General features: G+C 68.9%; 6 protein-coding genes and 1 riboswitch. Of the genes, 1 reads left to right on the top strand and 5 read right to left on the bottom strand.

The features are described 5' to 3' along the window. Window positions 1-145: 145 nt before the first annotated feature. A riboswitch (M-box (ykoK) riboswitch) is annotated at window positions 146-315 on the bottom strand. A 214-nt stretch (window positions 316-529) separates the two neighbouring features. From A5758_RS23030 to A5758_RS23010, 5 genes are all read right to left on the bottom strand, one after another. Beyond that, window positions 530-1,654 (bottom strand): nitronate monooxygenase family protein, encoded by a 1,125-nt coding sequence (locus tag A5758_RS23030; RefSeq protein ID WP_067744872.1) that lies wholly within the window; start codon window positions 1,652-1,654, stop codon window positions 530-532. A gap of 32 nt (window positions 1,655-1,686) precedes the next feature. Then, window positions 1,687-2,268, bottom strand: a complete 582-nt coding sequence (locus tag A5758_RS23025; RefSeq protein WP_067745104.1) for a carboxymuconolactone decarboxylase family protein — start codon at window positions 2,266-2,268, stop codon at window positions 1,687-1,689. An 83-nt stretch (window positions 2,269-2,351) separates the two neighbouring features. Next, window positions 2,352-9,998, bottom strand: a complete 7,647-nt coding sequence (locus A5758_RS23020; RefSeq protein WP_067744869.1) for a non-ribosomal peptide synthetase — start codon at window positions 9,996-9,998, stop codon at window positions 2,352-2,354. Continuing rightward, window positions 9,995-20,242 carry a non-ribosomal peptide synthetase gene (locus A5758_RS23015; RefSeq protein WP_067745101.1) on the bottom strand — a complete coding sequence of 3,416 codons (10,248 nt, stop codon included), beginning with the start codon at window positions 20,240-20,242 and terminating at the stop codon, window positions 9,995-9,997. The genes A5758_RS23020 and A5758_RS23015 overlap by 4 nt, the downstream gene beginning before the upstream one ends. A 40-nt stretch (window positions 20,243-20,282) precedes the next feature. Further along, complete coding sequence (locus tag A5758_RS23010) at window positions 20,283-20,513, bottom strand: MbtH family protein (protein ID WP_066950804.1); 231 nt, start codon at window positions 20,511-20,513, stop codon at window positions 20,283-20,285. A 1,020-nt stretch (window positions 20,514-21,533) separates the two neighbouring features. Between A5758_RS23010 and A5758_RS23005 the strand changes: the two genes are divergently transcribed. Continuing rightward, window positions 21,534-21,953 (top strand): MmpS family protein, encoded by a 420-nt coding sequence (locus tag A5758_RS23005; protein ID WP_067745093.1) that lies wholly within the window; start codon window positions 21,534-21,536, stop codon window positions 21,951-21,953. The last annotated feature ends 12 nt before the right edge of the window (window positions 21,954-21,965 follow it).

Genomic DNA, 21,965 nt, shown 5'->3' with positions numbered 1-21,965 from the left:
CGGGACGAGACGGAGTTCGGACTTCGGTCCGGACTGTCGCTGGAACTCATGTGTCCCTCACCTCCTCGCGGTCACGAACGCGTGCGGTTTTCCGCACGCGAATTGCGCGCAGCATGAGGAGCGAAAACCCGACGATCGTCGGAGATCCGCACCCCTCTCGTCAGAGCTTCGGCACCACACGACGTGTCCGGTATTCCGGAAGCCACCTGGGCTCAACCCTTAAGCCGGGAGGAGCTGTCCTGACCCGGGGCGTCTTTCGACGTTCGGGGTCAGTGGCCTGTATTCGTGTAGACGCCTCACCTAACGAGGTGCTTACCCGACCGATAATGCACGACGGGTCCGACCGGGTCAAACTCCTCGGGGCCACGTTTCGCGATCTTTACGTTTTTCCGGGGCGGCTACACAGGATTCGGCCAGGTTCGAGCTTTTGACCTGCGGGTATGACGCGGCCGGCCGGCACCGATTGTTCATCTTTTGTTTGCCGGCCCCGGCCGGAAGGGGTGTCAAAACCCTTGCAGGGAAAGCCCTGTCACTTCTCGACGAGGCCCTCGAGCCGCCCGATGGTGTCGATGAACTCCTCGACCATGTCGAGCACCACCGTTCGCGTGGGGCGAACCCGGTCGAGCGACCCGACCACCTGTCCGACGAAGTAGGTGGCCAGCTCGCGCGCCTTGGCGCCGGAATGCGCGGCCGCCTGGTTGATGCGCACCTGCGGCTCGGTGACCAGCGCGGTCTGCAACGGCATGCCGAGCGGGTCGGGCTTTTCCGGGCGCTCCCATTCCTCGGTCCAGGCCGTCCGCAGCATCCGCGCCGGCTTGCCCGTCATCGACCGCGAGCGCACCGTGTCCGAGGAGGTGGCGGCCAGGAACTTGTCCTTGACCACCGGCGGCGTCTCGGCCTCTTCGGTGGTCAGCCACACCGACCCACACCACACGCCTTCGGCGCCGAGGGCCAGCGCCGCCGCGATCTGGCGGCCGCGGGCGATGCCGCCGGCGGCGAGAACGGGGACCGGCGACACGGCATCGACGACCTCGGGAACCAGGACCATGGTGGCGACCTCGCCGGTGTGTCCCCCGGCCTCGGTGCCCTGCGCGACGATCAGGTCAACCCCCGCGGCCGCGTGCCGTTGCGCGTGACGCGTGGTGCCGGCCAGCGCGGCCACCAGCACGTCGCGGTCGTGGGCGCGTTCGACGAGGTCCGCCGGGGGCGGGCCGAGCGCGCTGGCGATCAGCCGGATGTCGTGGGCGAACGCCACCTCCAGCAGCGGCTCATAGCCCTTGGGCGAGATGTTGAGGCCGCCGGCGGAAGCGCGCGCCTCCTGGGCCGGCGCCGTGATTCCGTAGCGGGCGAGGATGTCGTCGACGAACGCGCGGTGCTCCTCGGGAAGCAGGGCCCGCACCTGTTTGGCGTCGATGCCGCCTTCGTCCGCGCCGACGTATTTGGGCGGCAGCAGCAGGTCCACCCCGAACGGCTTGCCCCCCGTCTGCTCCTCGATCCAGGTCAGTTCGTTCTGCAGCCGCTGGGGGCTGTGCGCCACCGCGCCGAGGACGCCGAACCCGCCCGCATTGGTCACCGCGGCCACCACATCGCGGCAGTGGCTGAAGGCGCAGATGGGGAACTCGACGCCGAGCATTTCGGCGACTCTGGTACGCATTGCCCGACGCTAGATAGCTATCGATCGATATGTCAATCGACGACGGTGTCCGCGGGCGACCGGCCGTCCGGCGGCCAGCTCGCCACGCCCTCCTCAAGCGGGACCTGGAGACTGTGCAGGAGCGACGCGACCATCCGCCACGCGCCGATCGCGGTGACGAGCTCGATGAGAACCGTTGTGTCGCCTTGCAATTCACGCTCGCAGGCCGCCCAGCTCGCGGCGCTCACCGCGCCGTCGCGGACCACGTCGTCGGTGGCGGCCAGCACGGCGCGCTCGGTGGGCCCGAACCCGTCGTGTGCCTCCCAGTCGCGCACGCCGAGCAGGTCGTCGGCGGCCACGCCCAGCCTCGAGGCGACGCGCCAGTGCTGCGTCCATTCGTAGTCGCATGCGGTGAGCCAGCCGATCCGCATGATCACCAGCTCGCGCAACCGCGGCTCGAGCGCACCGTGCCAGAGCATGGTGGCGAGCAGGTCGTTGATGGCGCGTGCCAGCGGCGGGTGGTTGAGCAGCACCTGGAAGATGCTCAGTTCGGCCATGTAATTCGGCACGGCCGCTTCGTCGGCGGCGGCCGTGGCTTCGTCGAGCGGCAACTTGGGCACGCGAGCTGTTGTCATGGTGAGCACTTGAGTGTACTGGCGGGCACCGTCCCGATCATCGGCCTGAAAGCCGTTGCCGCAGCCGTGTTTACGAGCAACGCTCAGAGCAGACCGAGCAGCTGCAGGTCGGTGACGTATTTGACGATTACCTGCGGCGAGACGTGCGGGATGTCGTTGTCGGCGCCGATCTTGGCTTCCTGCACCGCGGCCCGGAAACGGTCGGCCGGGGCGAACGACCCGCTGGCGGGCTCCGGCGCCTGCAGCTGGTTGTAGCCCGGCACCTGCAACATCTGCAGCACCGAGTGCTTCCGCTGCCGCTCCGGCAGCTCACGCAGCGCGGCCTCGAATCGCTGGAGCCACTCCCCGAAGTCGTCGATCCGCTCGATCGGATAGCCGGCGTCGATCAGCCAGTCGACATACTCGTCGATGCCGATGCCGTCGTCGTGCGGGTTCATCACGTGATACGTCTCGAACCCGTCCATCACCTGGGTGCCCAGCGTGGTGACCGCCTCGGCGACGAACTCCACCGGCAGCGCATCGAAGTGCGCCCGTTGCCGGTTGCCCTCGTCGTCCAACTGGTAGAACGAGCGCGGCGCGATGCCGGTAGCCACCAGGCTCAACACCATCCGGGTGAACATGTCCGACAGGTTGAACTGGCCGGCGTAGCTGGTGTCGGACAGGATCATGTCGGAGCGGAACACCGAGACCGGCAGCCCGCACAGGTCGTGGGCCTCGCGCAGCAACACCTCGCCGGCCCACTTGCTGTTGCCGTAGCCGTTGGCGTAGCTGCCGTCGATCTTGCGGATCGGGCTGATGACCCGGATGTCGGCGTCCTCGGTGAACACCGCCGGGTCGATCTGGCGGCCCACATCGGAGGTCGACACATACGCGTACGGCTTCAGCTTGGTGGTCAGCGCCACCCGGATCAGCTCCGCCGTGCCCACCACGTTGGGCCCGAACAGCTCGCTGTACGGCAGCACGCCGTTGACCAGGGCCGCCGAGTCGACGATCAGGTCGACGGTGTCCGCCAGCCGCTGCCAGGTCTGCTCGTCAAGGCCGAGGTTCGCCGCGTCCTTGTCACCGGCGATGACCTCCAAGTGGTCGGCCGCCAGCCCCTGGAAATACTGCAACAACTGCGGGTCGCCGCTATCGAACGTCTTCTCCAGCCGCTGCCACGCCTCCTCATCCGAGCCGGCGCGCACCAGGCAGATCAGCTTACCGTCCACCAGCTCCAGCTGCTCGAGCCACTGCAGCGCCAGGTACCGGCCCAGGAAGCCCGTCGCCCCGGTCAGCAGGACCGTCCGCACCTCCGCACTCGGGCCGGGCAGCGACGGCGCGCTGCTCAGCGTCGTGGCGTCGATGAACTTGTCCAGCGTCAGATCGCTGGCGTAGACCTGGGTCGCGTCGCGACCGTGCACGGACGCAAAGCTGGAACCGCCGCCCTCGACGTCGTCCACACCGCTGGCGTCCCGTTCCGCCCGCTGGCCGAGGCGTCGCACCGACGGCGCCTCGAACAGGGTGCGCACCGAGAGGTTCGTGTCGAGGGCCGTGTTGATCTCGGCGATCACCCGCATCGCGGAAAGCGAATCGCCCCCGAGGTCGAAGAAGGAGTCTTCGACCGAAACCCGCTGCAGCCCAAGGACTCCGGCGTAGATCTCGGCCAGGGTCTCTTCGATGGGGGTGGCCGGGGCCCGGTACTCACCACCGGCCTTCTGGTACTCCGGGGCGGGCAGGGCGCGCTTGTCGAGCTTGCCGTTGACGGTCAACGGCAGCGCGTCCAGCACCACCACCGCGACCGGCACCATGTAGGCCGGCAGCCGCTCGCCCAACCGGGCCCGGATCGCGGCCGGATCCGCGGACCCGGTGATGTAGCCGACCAGCCGCTTGTCGCCGGGGCGGTCTTCACGGGCGATCACCGCCGCCTGCTCGACCCCGTCCAGAGCGGCCAGGGCCGCCTGGATTTCGCCGAGCTCGATGCGGTAGCCGCGGATCTTGACCTGCTCGTCGACGCGCCCAAGGTATTGCAGCTGGCCGTCGGCGCCCCAGCGCACCAGGTCGCCCGTGCGATACATGCGCGCACCGGGCGCCCCGAACGGGCATGCCACGAACCGCGAGGCGGTCAGACCCGCCCGGCGCGCATAGCCGGAGGCCACACCGCGGCCTGCGATGTAGAGCTCGCCGACGACGCCTTCGGGCGCCGGCCGCAGCCACTTGTCCAGAACGAACAGCGCCGCCCCCGGGACCGGGGAACCGATCGGCGCTCCCGTGTCGGCGCTCAGCGGCGCGCTCATCGCCGCGTACACCGTGCCTTCGGTCGGGCCGTAGGCGTTGATCATCACCCGGCCCGCCGCCCACCGGTCCACTACCTCGGGCGGGCAGGCCTCACCGGCGACAACCAGGGCCGTCGCTTCCAGGCCCTCCGGCGAGAGCATTCCCACCGCCGACGGGGTCTGGCTGAGCACGGTGACGTTCTCCGCGACCAGCAACTCGTGCAGGTCCTTCGGCGAACCGGCCACGGACTCTGGCACCACGACCAGCCGGCCGCCGTGCAACAGTGCGCCGAAGATCTCGTGCACCGACACGTCGAAGACGAGCGAGTGCCACTGCGCCCACACGCCCGGGTCCGGCAGGTCGGCGTGCAGTTTCTCCAGCAGCTGGGTGGCGTTGTGGTGGGTGACCGCCACGCCCTTCGGGACACCCGTGGTGCCGGACGTGTAGATCAGGTACGCGATGTCCTCCGGCGACGGCGCCGGCAACGCCGTGGCGGGCTGGGTGTCCACCGGCGCGTCGTTGATATCGATGACCAACAGGTCGGAGCCGTCCACCCGGGACCGCAATTCGGCGGTGGTGACCAAGGCGACCGGTGTGGCGTCGGCAAGCACGAACTCGATCCGCGACGCCGGGACCGCAGGGTCGATCGGCAAGTACGCCGCCCCGGTCTTCAGCACCGCCAGGATCGACACGATCGCCTCGGCCGACCGGGAGAACAGCAGCGCCACGCTTTCGCCCGGGCCCGCGCCGTGCTCGGCGAGCAGGTGGGCCAGCCGGTTCGCGGCCTCGTCGAGTTCCCGATAGGTCAGCGTGCGGCCCTCGAACGTCAGCGCCGGTGCCTCCGGAACACGGGCCACCTGCTCGCCGAACAGCGCCGGGATCGACGCCGTAGCGCCCACCGGCGCGGTCAGCACCGCCCGGTTGCCCCACTCGTCGAGGCGGGCGCGCTCGCCGGCATCCAACACGTCCATCGACGACAGCCGCTGGCTCGAGTCGGCGGTCATCGCCCCCAGCACCCGCTGGAACCGCTCGATCATCGACTCGATCGCGGCGGTGTCGAACACGCTGGTGTCGAACTCGACGCGCAGACCCAGTTCCCGCCCCGGAAGCGCCATGACCGACAGCGGGTAGTGGTTGTATTCGCGGTTGGTGACGTCGGTGATCGCCAGCTCGTGGAAACCCAACGGGACGCTGGTGTCGATCGGGTAGTTCTCGTACAGGAACAGCGTGTCGAACAGCTGGTCGTGACCGGTGACGCGGTGGATCTCGTTCAGCGCCAGGTGCTCGTGCTCGATCGTGTCGTTGTGGGCCCGCTGCAGCTGCTGCAGCAGCTCGGACACCGTGGTGCCCGCGGTGACGTGGGCGCGTACCGGCACGGTGTTGATCAACAAGCCCACCATCGACTCGGCGCCGGCCAGATCCGCAGGCCGACCGGAGACCGCGGTGCCGAAGGCCACGTCGTGCTGGCCGGTCAGCCACATCAGCAACTGCGCCCAGGCGCTCTGCAGCACGGTGTTGATCGTGGTGTGGCACGAGCGGGCCAGCTCGCCCAGCGCGCGCGTGGTCTCCGCGGGCAGCCGATACGACTCGACCCCTCGCCGCCCGAGGCCCAATCGGGCTGGCGGACCGACCAGGGTGGGGGCATCGAACCCGGCCAGCACCTCGGCCCACGCCGCGCGGGCGGCCGTGCGGTCCTGAGCCGCGAGCCACGTCAGGTAGCTGCGGTAGGACGCGGGCGCGGGCAACCTGTCCCCGTAGTAGCTGGTGAGGATCTCGCGCAGCATGATCGGCAGCGACCACCCATCCATCACGATGTGGTGGTTGGTGAGCACGAACCGGTGCCGGTTGTCGGCGGTGCGGATCAACGCGGCCCGGAAGGCCGGCCGGTTGGCGAGGTCGCTGACCGCGCCGCGCTCGGCGGCGCAGAGCTGTTCGATCTTCTCCTCGGGGTCCAGGTCTTCCGCGCCGAGCTGGATGTACCGCCACGCCATGACGGGGTCGGCCGGGATGACCTGCACCGGCTCGCCGAACTGCGGGCAGAAGCGGGCCGCCAGGTTGGGATGCCGGTTGACGACGGTGTGGACGGCCTCGCGCAACCGATGCGGGTCGAGGTCACCGGTGACGGTGATGCCGAGCTGCACCGCATAGACGTCGTCGCCGAGGTCGTGCGCAAAGCTGGCGTGGAAGAGCAGCCCCTGCTGCAACGGGGTCAGCGGCAAGACGTCGGCGACCGCGTATTGCTGGCAGAGGTCGTCGAGCTGCTGCTGGTTCAGGCGAGCGGGGGCGATGTCCGACGGGGTCAGACCGCCACCGCCGCTGCGCACGTGCGCGCAGATGCCGGCCAGGGCCTCGAACCACAGCTGGCTCAACCGGCTGACCTGTTCGTGGTCCAGCGCCGAGGGCGCCCACGTCCAGTTGGCCTGCAGGTGCGGGCCGGCCTCGGTGTCCATGGTCCCGGCGTTGAGGTCGACGGTGTGCATCAACGGCATGGGCAGCGCCGCGCTGGCGGCGCCGGTGAACGACAGGCTGTCCTGGCTGATCCGCCACATCTCGCCGGGCAGATCCGCCGCCGCGCCCAGTCGTCCAAGGTAGTTGAACCCGATCACGGGGTCCGACCCGTCCAGGTCCACCTCGTCGTTCATGTACCGCAGCAACCCGTAGGTCAGCGGGTCCGGGAGCGCGCGCAGCTGCTCCTTGGCCTTCTTGACCAGGACCCCGAGCGCGGGGTCGCCGGCCATCACCTGCGCCCAGTCCAGTTCGCCGACAGTCAGCGCGACGGGGTACTTGGTGGTGAACCAGCCCACCGTGCGGGACAGGTGGACGTGCGGGCCCAGTTCCTCGTGGCGGCCGTGGCCCTCGACGTCGATGCCGATCGGGGCGCCGGTGCCCACGAACCGCGCCCAGGCCAGCCCGAACGCGATCAACAGGATGTCCTGCACGCCGGCGCGGAACGCCGAGGGCACCTCACCCAGCAGCTGCCGGGTGGTCTCCACATCCAGCGACACCGACAGCTGCTTGGCCGTCTCATAGGTGTCCACGTCTGGACGCACCGCCGGCAAAAGCGCCGGGGTCGCCGCGACCTGCCGCCACGCCTCGGCCTGCTCGATCACCTCGGGCCGCTGGGCGTGCTCCTCCAGCATCGCGGTCCACCTGGCGAACGACGTCCCGGCGGTCGGCAGCGCCACCGGCTGGCCACTGTGGTGCTGGGCCCACGCAATGTTCAAGTCTTCCAACAGGATTCGCCACGACACACCGTCAACGGCCAGGTGGTGAATGATCAACGCCAGCTGGGCCGTGGATTCCGCCCACACGGCGCGCAGCATGGTCCCGGCCGCGGGGTTGAGCTGCGAACGCGCCGCCACCAGCGTCGCGTCGGACAGCGCGTGGACGGTGTGCATGCAGGCACCGGCATCGACCGCGCCGACCTCGGGCACCTGCATCGACCAGCCGCCGGCGCCGTCGTCGTCGACGCGCATCCGCAGCGTGGCGTGCCGGTCCAGCAGCGATTGCAGCACCACCCGCACGTCATCGCCGGTGACGCCGGCCGGGGCCTGGACCACCATGGTCTGGTTGAACTGGTCGGTCGGGCCGTCGACTTGCTGCAGCCAGCGCATGATCGGGGTTCCGACCACCGGGCCGATGCCCTCGTCGACGACGTCGTCGTCGGAGGCCACGCCGGCCACCCGGGCCAGCCGGGCCACCGTCTGCTCGACGAAGACGTCGCGCGGGCGGCACACCACGCCGGCCGCGCGGGCGCGTGCCACCACCTGCATCGACAGGATGCTGTCGCCGCCGAGGTCGAAGAACGAGTCGTCGACGCCGACCCGCTCCAGGCCGAGCACCTGGGCGTAGATGGCGGTCAGTGTCTCTTCGACGGCCGTGGACGGCGCGCGGTATTCGCCGTTGGTCTTCTGGTACTCGGGCGCCGGCAACGCCCGCTTGTCGAGTTTGCCGTTGACCGTCAGCGGCAGCGCGTCCAGCACCACGACGGCGGCCGGAACCATGTAGCTGGGCAGCCGCTCGCCCAGCTGGGTGCGAATCTCGGCCGGGTCGGCGGTCCCGGTGATGTAACCGACCAGGCGCTTGTCGCCGGGGCGGTCCTCGCGGGCGATCACCGCCGCCTGGTCAACGCCGTCCAGCCCCGCGAGGGCGGTCTGGATTTCGCCGAGCTCGATGCGGTAGCCGCGGATCTTGACCTGCTCGTCGGCGCGGCCAAGGTACTGCAGCTGGCCGTCGATGCCCCAGCGCACCAGGTCGCCCGTGCGATACATGCGCGCACCGGGCGCCCCGAACGGGCACGCCACAAACCGCGAGGCCGTCAGACCCGCCCGGCGCACATAGCCGGAGGCCACACCGCGGCCGGCGATGTAGAGCTCGCCGACGACGCCCTCCGGCGCCGGGCGCAACCACTTGTCGAGCACGAACAGCGCGGCGCCCGGCACGGGCGAGCCGATCGTCGGCGCCCCCGACTCGGCGCTCAGCGGCGCGCTCATCGATGCGTAGACCGTGCCTTCGGTCGGGCCGTAGGCGTTGATCATCACCCGACGCGGCGCCCACCGGTCCACCACCTCGGACGGGCACGCCTCGCCCGCCACGATCAGTGCCGTCGAATCCAGCCCGTCGGGCGAGAGCATTCCCACCGCCGACGGGGTCTGGCACAACACGGTGACCTTCTCCGCGACCAGCAACGCGTGCAGGTCGTCGGGCGAGCCGGCCACCGACTCGGGCACTACGACCAGGCGCCCGCCGTGCAATAGCGGGCCCCAGATCTCCCACACCGACACGTCGAAAACCAGCGAGTGCCACTGCGACCAGACACCCGCCTTCGGCAGGTCGGCGGGCAGCGACTTCAGCAGCTGGGTGACGTTCTGGTGAGTGACCGCCACGCCCTTGGGGGTCCCGGTCGTGCCCGAGGTGTAGATCATGTACGCGATGTCCTCGGGGGCCGGCCCCGGCAGCCGCGAGCTGGGCTGTTCGGCCACCGCGGGATCGTCGACGTCGACGACCAGCAAGTCGAACCCGTCCAGCCGCGCCCGCAACTCGGCCGTCGTGACCGCGGCGACCGGCGCCGCATCGCCGAGCATGAACTCCATTCGCGCCGCCGGGACCGCAGGGTCGATCGGCAGATAGGCCGCGCCGGTCTTGAGGACCGCCAGGATCGACACGATCGCCTCGGCGGACCGCGGCAGGAGCAGCGCCACGCACGCCCCCGGACGCGCGCCATGGTCGGCCAGCAGGTGGGCGAGCCGGTTCGCGGCCTCGTCGAGCCCCTGATACGTCAGCGTGCGGCCCTCGAACGTCAGTGCCTGAGCCTCCGGTACACGCGCGACCTGCTTGTCGAACAACGCCGGAATGGACGCAGCCCGCTTCACCGGCGCGGTCAACACCGCCCGGTTACCCCACTCGTCGAGGCGGTCGTGCTCGCCGCCATCCAGCAAGTCGATCGACAACAATCGCCGCCCTGCACCGACGGTCATGACTGCTCCTCCAAATCTGCGGTCATGGCTTCCAGCACCCGCCGGAACCGCTCGATCAACCTCTCGATTCTGCCTTGGTCGAAGACTTCTGTATCGAATTCGACGCGAAGACCCAGTTCGTGACCCGGCACAGCTTGCACCGACAGCGGGTAGTGGTTGTATTCCCGGTTGGTGAATCCGCTAATAGCCAGCTCGTCGACGGCCGAAAGGGCTGCGGTGTCGATCGGATAGTTCTCGTACACGAACATGGTGTCGAATAATTGGTCGTGTCCCGTTACACGATGGATCTCATTCAGCGCCAAGTGCTGGTGCTCGAGCGTGTCGTTGTAGGCGCTCTGCAGCTGGTTTAGCAGGTCCGCGATGGTGGTTTCGGCGCCGATCGTCGCCCGCACCGGCACCGTGTTGATGAGCAGCCCCACCATCTGGTCGGCGCCGGCCAGCTCGGTCGGGCGCCCCGAGACCGCTGTGCCGAATGTCACGTCGTGCTGGCCGGTCAGCCAGATCAGCAGCTGCGCCCAGGCGGCCTGTAGCACGGTGCTGACGGTGGTGCGGCACGAGCGGGCCAGCTCGCCCAGCGCGCGCGTGGTCTCCGCCGAAACCTGGAATGAGGAGACGCCGCGCGGGCCGAGGCTCATCCGGCCCGCCGGACCGACCAGGGTGGGGGTGTCGAACCCGGCCAGCACCCGCCGCCACGCCGCCTGGGCGGCGCCGCGGTCCTGCGCGGCCAGCCAGGCGGCGAACTTGCGGTACGGCACCGGGGCCGGCAGCTGCACCCCGTAGTAGGCGGCGAATATCTCCTGCAGCAGGATCGGCTTCGACCAGCCGTCGAGCACGATGTGGTGGTTGGTCAGCACGAACCGGTGCCGGTTGTCGGCGGTGCGGATCAGCGCGGCCCGGAACGGCGGGCGGTCCGCCAGGTCGCACACCGCGGCACGTTCGGCCGCGCAGACCTGCTGGATCTGCCCCTCGGGTTCGGCGTCTTCGGCGTCGAGTTCGACGTAATGCCACGACAGCGCGGGCTCGGCCGAGAGGACCTGCACCGGCTCGCCGAAGTCTTCGACGAAGTGCGCCACCACGTTGGGATGCCGCTTGATCATGGTGTGCACCGCGTCGCGCAGCCGGTGCGGGTCGAGGGCACCGTTCACGCTGATGTCGAGCTGCACGGCGTACAGGTCGTCGCTGCCGTGCGCGCTGCCGGTGTGGAACAGCAGTCCCTGCTGCAACGGGGTCAACGGCAACACGTCGGCGACCGGGTAGCGCTGGCACAGCTCGTCGATGTCCCGCTGGGTCAGCCGCGCGGGAGCGAGGTCCGACGGCGTCAGCCCGCCCCCACCGTTGCGGACGTGGCTGCAGATGCCGCTCAGGGCGTCGAACCACAATTCGCTAAGCCGGCCGACCTGTCCCTCCTCGAGCGCCGAGCGCGCCCAGGTCCAGTTGGCCTGCAGAAGCGGACCCGCGGGGGTATCCAGCGTGCCGGCGTTAAGCTCGACGGTGTGCGGCAACGGCATGGGCACCGCCGTCGCGGCGCCGGCCGACGCCAGGCTGTCCGGGTCGAGTCGCCACAACTCGCTGGACAGGTCGCCCGCGCCGCCCAGCCGCCCGAGGTAGTTGAACCCGATCACCGGGTCCGACCCATCCATGTCGACGTCGGGGTTCAAGTAGCGCAGCAACCCGTAGGTCAGCGTGTCCGGCAGGGCGCGCAATTGTTCCTTGGCGTCCTTGACCAGGGCCCCCAACTCGGCCTCGCCGGCGATGACCTGTCCCCAGGACAGGCCGCCGACCGCCAGCGCGACCGGGTACTTGGTGGTGAACCAGCCCACCGTGCGGGACAGGTCGACCTGCGGGCCCAGTTCCTCGTGACGGCCGTGGCCCTCGACGTCGATGCCGATCGGCGCGCCGGTGCCGACAAACTGCGCCCAGGCCAGCCCGAACGCGATCAGCAGGATGTCCTGCACCCCGGCGTGGAACGCCGCGGGCACCTCGCCCAGCAACAACCGGGTGGTGTCGGCGTCGAGCGACACCGAGAGCTGACCCGCGCTGACGTAGGTGTCGATGTCGGGCCGCACCGCCGGCAACGGCGCCGGCGTCGACGCGATCTGCCGCCAGGCCTCCGCCTGGTCGACGACCTCCCGTCGGCGCGCGTGCTCCGCCAGCAGCGACGACCACCGGGCGAACGACATCCCGCCGGCCGGCAGCGCCACCGGCTGGCCACTGTGGTGTTGTGCCCACGCAATATTCAAGTCTTCCAACAGGATTCGCCACGAAACCCCGTCAACGGCCAGGTGGTGAATGATCAACGCCAGCTGGCCCGTGGAGGGCACCCACACCGCGCGCAGCATCGTACCGCTGGCCGGGTTCAGCTGTGAGACCGCCGCCGACAGCGCCGCATCGGACAACGTCTCCACGGTGTGCACACACCCGGCGGCATCCACCACGCCGACCTCGGGCACCCGAAGCGACCAGTCCCCCGCGCCGTCGTCGTCGACCCGCAGCCGCAGCACGGCGTGCCGGTCCAGCAAAGCCTGCAGCACCAGCACCACGTCGGCTTCGCTCACCCCCGCCGGGGCCTGCACCACCATGGTCTGGTTGAACTGCTCGACCGGACCGTCGACGCTCTCCAGCCAGCGCATGATCGGGGTCGCGACCACTTCGCCGATGCCCTCGTCGACGACGTCGTCGTCGGAGGCCACGCCGGCCACCCGGGCCAGCCGGGCGACCGTCTGCTCGACGAAGATGTCGCGCGGGCGGCAGACCACGCCGGCCGCCCTGGCGCGGGCGACGACCTGCATCGACAGGATGCTGTCGCCGCCGAGGTCGAAGAACGAGTCATCGACCCCGACCCGCTCCACACCCAAGACCTGGGCGTAGATGCCGGCCAAGATCTCCTCGACGGCCGTGCTCGGCGCGCGGTAGTGATCGGCATCGGAGTACTCGGGCGCGGGCAGCGCGCGGGTGTCGAGTTTGCCGTTGACCGTCAGCGGCAGCGCCTCGAGCACCACGACCGCGGTGGGCACCATGTAGGTCGGCAGCCGCTCGCCGAGCTGGTTGCGGATCTCGGCCGGGTCGGCGGTTCCGGTCACGTAGCCCACCAGCCGCTTGTCGCCGGGGCGGTCCTCGCGGGCGATCACCGCTGCCTCGTTGACCCCGTCCAGCGCCGCCAGCGCCGCATGCACCTCACCGAGCTCGATGCGGTAGCCGCGGATCTTGACCTGCTCGTCGGCGCGGCCCATGTATTGCAGCTGACCGTCGGCACCCCAGCGCACCAGGTCACCGGTGCGATACATCCGCGCCCCGGCCCGGCCGAACGGGCACGCGACGAACCGCGTCGCCGACAACCCCGACCGGCCCACATACCCATACGCCAGACCGCGGCCGGCCACGTACAACTCGCCGACCACACCCTCGGGCACCGGCCGCAACCACCCGTCGAGCACGAAGAAGCCCAGATGCGCCAGCGGCAGGCCGATCGGGCTGGCGTTGGTGTCGACGTCACCGTCGACGATCTCGCGGAACGAGGCGTGCACCGTGGTCTCGGTGATGCCATACATGTTGATCAGCCGCGGCAGACCCGGGTGGTTGTGCAACCACTTGCCCAGCCGATGCGGCTCGAGCGCCTCGCCACCGAACACCACCGTCTGCAGCTTGAGCTGTTGCCCGAGCTCGGGCGCCAGCGAGTCCGCGGTCTGCAGCGCGTAGAACGCCGACGGCGTCTGGCTCAACACGCTGACCTGCTCGCGAACCAGCATGGCGTGCAGCTCTTCAGGCGAACGGACCACATTGTCGGGCACGATCACCAGCCGGCCGCCATACAACAGCGACCCGAAGATCTCCCAAACCGAGAAGTCGAACGCCAGCGAGTGGCACTGCGTCCACACCTGCCCGAGCGCCAGCTGCGCGTCCAACGACTCCAGCAGCTGGGTGACGTTGCGGTGCGGCACCGCCACACCCTTCGGGGTACCGGTGGTGCCGGACGTATAGATGATGTAGGCGATGTTCTCCGCGGACGGCGCGGGCAGCCCGTCGGTGGGTTGGGTCGCGACGGCGGGGTCGCCGAATTCGATGATCTCCAGGTCCGACCCGTCCAGCCGCGACCGCACGTCCGCGGTGGTGATGGCCGCGATCGGCGCGGCGTCGCCAAGCACGAATTCGATCCGCGCCGCCGGCACCGTGGGGTCGACCGGCAGGTAGGCAGCCCCGGTCTTGAGCACCGCCAATATCGCCACCACGGCCTCCGCCGTCCGGGGGAACAGCACCGCGACGCGCTCCCCCGGGCCGGCACCGCGGCTCACCAGCAGGTGGGCCAACCGGTTAGCGGACTCCTCGACCTCGCCATACGACCACGAACGGTCGCCGTGGGTGATGGCCACCGCCTCCGGTGCGCGGGCCGCCTGGGCGGCGAACAACTCCGGAATCGAGGCCAGCTTCGGCGCCGACTCGGCCAGCACCGCCCGATTGCCCCACTTGTCGAGCCGGCCGTGCTCGGCGGCGTCGAGCAGGTCGATCGAGGACAGACGCCGAGAGGGATCGGCGGTCATGTCCACCATCACCTGCTGCAACCGCTCGATCAGCGTGTCGATGGCGGCGGCGCTGAACACCTCGGTGTCGAATTCGACGCGCAGGCTCAGTTCGTGGCCCGGAGAAGCCACCACGGACAGCGGGTAGTGGTTGTACTCCCGGCTGCTGAAATCGGTGACGGCCAATTCGTGGACGCCCAACAGCGAGCCCGCGTCGATCGGATAGTTCTCGTAGAGGAAAAGAGTGTCGAACAACTGGTCGTGACCCGTGACGCGATGGATCTCGGGCAGCGCCAGGTGCTGGTAGTCGACGGTGTCGTTGTGCAGGCGTTGCAGCTGGTCAAGCAGCTCGGCGACGGTGGTCGTCGCGGTGATGGTCGCGCGCACCGGCACCGTGTTGATCAGCAGGCCGACCATCGCGTCCGCGCCGGCCAATTCGTGGGGCCGCCCCGAGACCGCGGTGCCGAAGGCCACATCGTGCTGCCCGGTCAGCCACGTCAGCAGCTGCGTCCACGCGCCCTGCAGCACCGTGCTGATGGTGGTGCGGCAAGAGCGCGCCAACTCGCCCAGCGCCTTTGTGGTCTCGGCGGGCACATGGAACGCGGCGACGCCGCGCCGCCCGATCTGTCCGAGAGGACCCACCAGGGTGGGGGTCTCGAAGCCGGCCAGCGCCTGCGCCCATGCCCCTTGCGCGGCGGCGCGGTCCTGGTTGGTCAGCCAGGTGACGAAGCTGCGGTAAGCCGGGGCGGCGGGAAGGCGCTCCCCGTAGTAGCTGGCGAAGATCTCCTGCAGCAGGACGGGCAGCGACCAGCCGTCGACCACGATGTGGTGAATGGTCAGCACGAACCGGTGCCGGTCGGGTGCAGTGCGGATCAGCGCGGCCCGGAACGACGGCTTCTCGGCGAGGTCGCACACCGCGGCGCGCTCGTCGGCGGCCAGCCGCTCGACCTGCTCATCGACATTGCCGTTGTCCAGCTCGACGTACCGCCACGCCATCTGCGGATCGGCCGGGATGACCTGCACCGGCTCGCCGAAATCCTCGGAGAACCGGGCGACCAGGTTGGGGTGCCGCTTGACGGCGGTGTGCACCGCCTGGCGCAGGCGCGCCGCGTCGAGGGCGCCGCTGACGGTGATTCCGAGCTGCACCGCATACAGGTCGTCCATGTCCTGCGCGAAGGCGGTGTGGAACAGCAGTCCCTGCTGAACGGGGGTCAGCGGCAGCACGTCGGCGACGCTGCCTTGCCGGCAGAGCTCGTCGATCTGTTGTTGGCTGAGTCGCGCGGGCGCGATGTCCGACGGGGTCAACCCACCGCCGCCCGCCTTGACGTGCGCGCAGATGCCGGCCAGCGCCTCAAACCACAACTGGCTCAACCGGTTAACGCGCTCGTGGTCCAGCGCAGACGGGGCCCACGTCCAGTTGGCCTGCAGGTGCGGGCCGGCCTCGGTGTCCATGGTGCCCGCGTTGACTTCCACCGTGTGCGCCAGCGGCATGGGTACCGCGGTGGCCACGGCCGCAACGGCCAAGCTGTCGTGGCTGACCCGCCACAAGTCCTCGGAGAGGTCGGCGCCCGCGCCGAGCCGCCCGAGATAGTTGAACCCGATCACCGGGTCCGCCCCGTCCAGGTCCAACTCGGCGTTCAGGTAGCGCAGCAAGCCGTAGGTCAGGCCGTCGGGCAGGGCGCGCAGCTGTTCCTTGGCGTCCTTGATCACCGCGCCCAGCGCGGCCTCGCCGGCCACCACCTGTGACCAGTTCAGCCGGCGGCTCTTGAGCGCCACCGGGTATTTGGTGGTGAACCAGCCGACGGTGCGCGACAGGTCCACGCGGGGAGCCAGTTCTTCCTGGCGCCCGTGGCCCTCGACGTCGATGGCGATCGGCGCCGCACCCGTACCCAGGAATTCCGCGAACGCCAGCCCGAAGGCGATCAACAAGATGTCGCCCACGCCGGCGTGGAACGCGGCAGGCACCTCGCCGAGCAGCAGTCGGGTCGTCTCGACGTCCAGCGACACCGAGAGTTGACCGGCAGTCACATAGGTGTCGACATCGGGTTGCACCGCCGGCAACGCCGCCGGGGTTGCCGCCACCTGTCGCCACTCGTCCGCCCGGGCCACCACGTCGGTGCGCTGGGCGTACTCCTCCAGCAGCGACGACCACCGGGCGAACGACGTCCCCGGCGCCAGCAAGGCTATCGGCTGTCCGCTGTGATGCTGCGCCCAGGCGATGTTGAAGTCTTCCAACAGGATTCGCCACGACACACCGTCGACGGCGAGGTGGTGGATGATCAACGCCAGCTGGCCCGTGGGCTCCGCCCACGCCGCGCTGACCATCACCCCGGCGGCCGGGTTCAACCGCGACCGCGCCTCCGCCAACGTCTCTTCGGACAGTGTCTCGACGGCGTGCACGCAGCCGCGCGCGTCCACCGCACCGACCTCGGGCACGTGCAGCGACCAGCCGCCCGCACCGTCGTCGTCGGCGCGCAGCCGCAGCGCGGCGTGGCGATCCAGCAGGGCCTGCAGCACCGCCACCACGTCGGCCTCGCTCGCCCCCGCCGGCGCCTGCACCACCATGGTCTGGTTGAACTGCTCGATCGGCCCCTCGATGCTTTGCAGCCACCGCATGATCGGGGTGGCCACCACCGGCCCGACGCCGTCGTCGGCGACACCGCCCGCGCCGTCGGCCGCCACCTCGGCCACCCTGGCCAGCCGGGCCACCGACTGCTCGACGAACACGTCGCGCGGCCGGAACAGGATCCCCGCCGCACGGGCGCGGGCCACCACCTGCATCGACAGGATGCTGTCGCCACCGAGGTCGAAGAACGAGGCGTCGACACCGACCCGCTCCAGCCCCAGCACCTGGGCGTAGATGTCGGCGAGGATCTCCTCGACCGCGTCGCCCGGGGCGCGGTATTCGGCAGTGGCGTATTCGGGCGCCGGCAGGGCTCGCTTGTCGAGTTTGCCGTTGCCCGTCAGGGGGAGGGCCTCGAGCACCACCACCGCGGCGGGCACCATGTACGGCGGGAGGCGATCGGCCAGCGCGGCCCGGATCGCGGCCGGATCAGCGGTTCCGGTGATGTATCCGACCAGGCGCTTGTCACCGGGGCGGTCCTCGCGCGCGATCACGGCGGCGTTTTCCACGCCATCGAGGACCTTGAGCACCGATTGGATTTCGCCGAGCTCGATGCGGTAGCCGCGGATCTTGACCTGCTCGTCGGAGCGACCAAAGTATTGCAGCTGCCCGTCCTCACCCCAGCAGACCAGGTCGCCGGTGCGGTACATCCGTGCTCCGGGGCCACCGAAGGGGTTGGCCACGAACCGGGACGCCGTCAACCCGGCGCGGCGCACGTATCCGCAGCCGACGCCGCGGCCCGCCAGGTACAGCTCACCGACCACACCGGCCGGCACGGGCTGCAACCACTTGTCCAGCACGAACATGGCCGCGCCCGCGATCGGTGAACCGATCGGCACCACAGCGGATCCGGCGGTCAACGGCTTGCTGATCGACGCGCACACCGTGGTTTCCGTCGGGCCGTAGGCGTCGAGCATCACCCGCCCGGGCGCCGCCCACCGATCCACCACGTCGGCCGGGCAGGCTTCGCCGGCCACCACCAGCGCGGTGGACTCCAGGCCCTCCGCGGGCAACATCGCAACCGAGGAAGGGGTCTGGGTGAGCACGCTGACCTTTTCCGCGGCCAGCAGGTCGTGAAGGTCTTCCGGCGAGCTCGCCACCGACTCGGGCACCACCAGCAGGCGCCTGCCCCGCAGCAGGGCGCCGAAGATCTCCCACACCGAGAAGTCGAAGGCCGCGGAATGGCACTGCGTCCACACCTGTCCCTTGGGCAAGCCGGCGTCGAGCGACTCGATCAGCCACGTGACGTTGAGGTGAGGAATCGCAACGCCTTTGGGGGTGCCGGTGGTTCCGGAGGTGTAGATGATGTACGCGATGTTGTCCGCTGCAGGCGGGGGCAGCGCGGTGCTGGGCTGGGTCTCGACGGCCGGGTCGTGCACATCGACGACCAACAGGTCGCGCCCGTCCAGCCGAGAGCGCAGGTCCGCCGTGGTGATCACCGCGCTTGGTCCGGCGTCGGCCAGCACGAATTCCATGCGCGCCGCCGAGTGCGCCGGATCGATCGGCACGTAGGCAGCACCGGTTTTCAGCACCGCGAGCATCGCCACGATCGCGTCGGTGCACCGGGGGAACATGACCGCGACGCATCCACCCGGGCCCACGCCGTGACCGGCCAGCAGGTGGGCGAGCCGGTTGGAGGCCTCGTCGAGTTCGGCGTACGTCAACGACTTGGCGGCACAAGTCACCGCCGGCGCCTCGGGCGAGCGCTGCACGTGTTCGGCGAACGCCACCGGAATCGACACCGGGGCGGGCACCGGCTCGGTCAAGGCCGCCCGGTTGCTCCACTCGTCGATTTTGGCCGGCTCGTCGGCGGCCAGCAGATCGATGGAGGCCAGCCACCGCTCCGGGTCGGCGGTCATCTCCTCCAGCACCTGCTGCATCCGCGCCGCCAGGTCGGCGACGCCGAAATCCGCGAACGGTTGCCCCGGTCCCGCGGTGCTGAGGAAGAGCTGGTCACCTGCGCCCATGAAGAACAAACTGAAGTGCCCCACGGGCCCGTGGTTCGTGTACGTCGCCGTCGCCGGGGACCCGGCGAGGTCCAGCGTGAGCCTCATCGGGAGGAAGTTGATGCCGACCCGGTTCGCCGCCTGCCGCAGGCCGTCGCTCTCGAGAGTGTGCACCGGAAAGCGCTGATGTTGCAGCAGCTCCCGGATTCGCGTGTCGACGTGTTTGCAGAAGTCGGCGACGGTAGCCGTGGGCTCGGTGTTCAAGACCAGCGGCACCACCCCGGCGAACATTCCGGGAAGTGTTTTCGACTCCGGACGCACCCGCCGGCTCACCGGGAAGTCGAGTGCCACCTCCGAACCGCTCCCCGACCACGCGCGCACCAAGAGCGCGCACGCCGCGGTGGTGACGGAGAACCGGCGGATGCCCAGCTTCTTGGACAGCTCCTTGATCCGGGTGGTGACGGACGGGTCCAACTGGACGGAAGCTGACGGCGAGTAGTGGTCTTTTCCGCTCGTGGTGTCGGCTGCCGGCCGATCGACCCATGCGGTTTCCGGCGGAAGGTTGTTGCTCCAATACGCCTGGTCGTCCAGATAATCGGGCGACGCTTCGTATTCCGACTCGATGTCGACCAAATCCTGCGCCGAACCGAAATAGGCATCGGGAATGGGTTTTTCGGCGACCATCGCCGAATAGATCGTCGAAACCCGACGGCATACCAGCGCCATACCCAATCCGTCGACTGCTATGTGGTGGCAGCAGCCGAACAAATAGAACTCGGCAGCCTGTGTTTGGAACAACACGAATTTGAACAGCTGGCCGTTCAATGCCATCGGCGTGCGCTGGATCGACGAGGCCATCGCACGGGCTTCGGCCACCGGGTCGGGCGAGGAAGTCAGGTCATGGAAGCCGAGCTCGAAGTCCGGGTAGTCGATCGGCTTCTGCACAACCTGGCCGTCGACCTCGAAGAACGACACCCTGCCGGCCTCGGCCTCGGCAACGGCCTGACGGAGGGCGCGCTCGAAGGCATCGCGATCTAGCGAACCCTCGATTTTGATCAAGAGCCCGAGCTGCCACTCCGTGCCGACGTAGCCCGTTTCCTGCGAAAGCCAGATGTCCAGCTGTCCGCGCGTCAGCGGAAGTGCGCGATCACCAACTCCCATCGAGTCCCCCAACGCTCCACCCGCCCCATACCCCGACTCGTTACTGGTCAAAACCCCGACCCGTTGCGAGCTTGTCGCGCAGACTCTTTGGCCGAATGTCGGGCCAATTCTGTTCGATGTACTCCAAGCACGCAGCGCGGTCCGCCTCGCCGTACACCACTCGCCAGCCAGCTGGAACATCGGCGAAGGCCGGCCACAGGCTGTGCTGCTCTTCGTCGTTTACCAAGACGAAAAAACTGCCGTTGTCGTCGTCGAATGGGTTGATGCTCACGGTTCTCCAGGATGTCTAGTTGACATGAGTGGAACGGTTCCAAACCCTACTGGAGGCACCATCGTGCGTCCGTGGTTTGGACAAAGTTCCCGGTGTGACCTGTCAGGCTCTTAACGCAGCCTAAGAATTGGGCTGGTGCGGGGCTGCGCAGCTGCCGCCGTTGGCTGCTGTGACCTGCAACAATGGCTCACCGGGGCGGTTCGCGTTCGGGCGTGGTCGGCCTGCTAGGACGATGAAATTTTGGGTGGTTGTCACCGGCTAGAGTACCGGCCCCGAAGCCGGCGCGAAAATCACCGAGAGGCGAACCAGCGGCGGCGGCGACTCCAGCGCAGCAAACGGCGCGACGAGTGGCCTCTCTGGGACGCCCGCGCCGGCCGTTGCGACGGCAACGGGCGGTCACGGAAATGCCGTCCCCGAACCCATTGACTCGGGGCGGTGATCGTCGTTAGCTGACTACGGCCGCTGATCACTCAGCGGCTTCGGCCGCAGGGCGGACCGCGGGGTGGGCGGGCGCCGTTCCGGACCGAGTGGTGCCACCCGACGCCAACGGGGTGAACCATCCGGGCGGGCGATCTAAAACATGCCGTTATGCACGCGGTATGCATTACGATCCCGTATCTCAATGCCGAAGCGGCTGATACGGAGACCATTGGCGTGGTTTACTCATGAAGACCTGGTCGCGCTCCCGGGGGGCGGGGCTCGTATGGGGTGCCGAAGCACGACTAGTCTGCGACGTACACCGCATTGGAGTGCCCTCACTGGTGGCGCCGCCCAAGATGTAACAGCTTGATCGGGCCGGCGGAATAACAAGAGACGTGAGAATGGGTAGAAGGGGGTGCGGTGACCGAACCCGACCTGCGGGCCCGGCCCGATAGGGGCATCGCGCGAGACCAGGACGCTGGTGAGCGGCCTGGTCGCCGAGGTGGCTTTCTAGGCATTGGTCGCCGATCCTCAACTGGGCCTCAGGGACCAGCTGGGTCCCAGACGTATCGTCACCGCGGATCTAACTTTATTGCCGCGCTGAAGCGGTTTTGGATCCCGCTGCTCATCGTGGCCGTGGTGGCCGCCGGAGGATTGACCGTGTCGCGGTTGCACGGCATTTTCGGGTCCGAGAAGCGCGAGTCGTATGCCGACACCAGGATAAAAGACACCAAACCTTTTAACCCGAAGCACATAAGGTACGAGATCTTCGGGCCGCCCGGGACGACTGCCGACATCAGCTATTTCGACGTCGACGGTAACCCGGTGCATGTTAACGGACAGTCCGTGCCGTGGTCCTTCGATATTTCGACAACGCTGCCCTCAATCTTGGGAAACGTTGTGGCACAGGGCAATGGCGATAGTCTTGGCTGTCGTATCGTGGTTGACGGTGTCGTAAAAGCCGAGAGGGTTTCGCACGAATTGAACGCCTTCACCTACTGCATGTTGACGGCCACATGAGCGACGCACATA

Source organism: Mycobacterium sp. 852014-50255_SCH5639931 (assembly GCF_001665605.1).
GTDB classification, from domain to species: domain Bacteria; phylum Actinomycetota; class Actinomycetes; order Mycobacteriales; family Mycobacteriaceae; genus Mycobacterium; species Mycobacterium paraffinicum.
The sequence above is the reverse complement of the archived record's forward strand: the minus strand, read 5'-3'. Positions and strand labels throughout refer to the sequence as shown.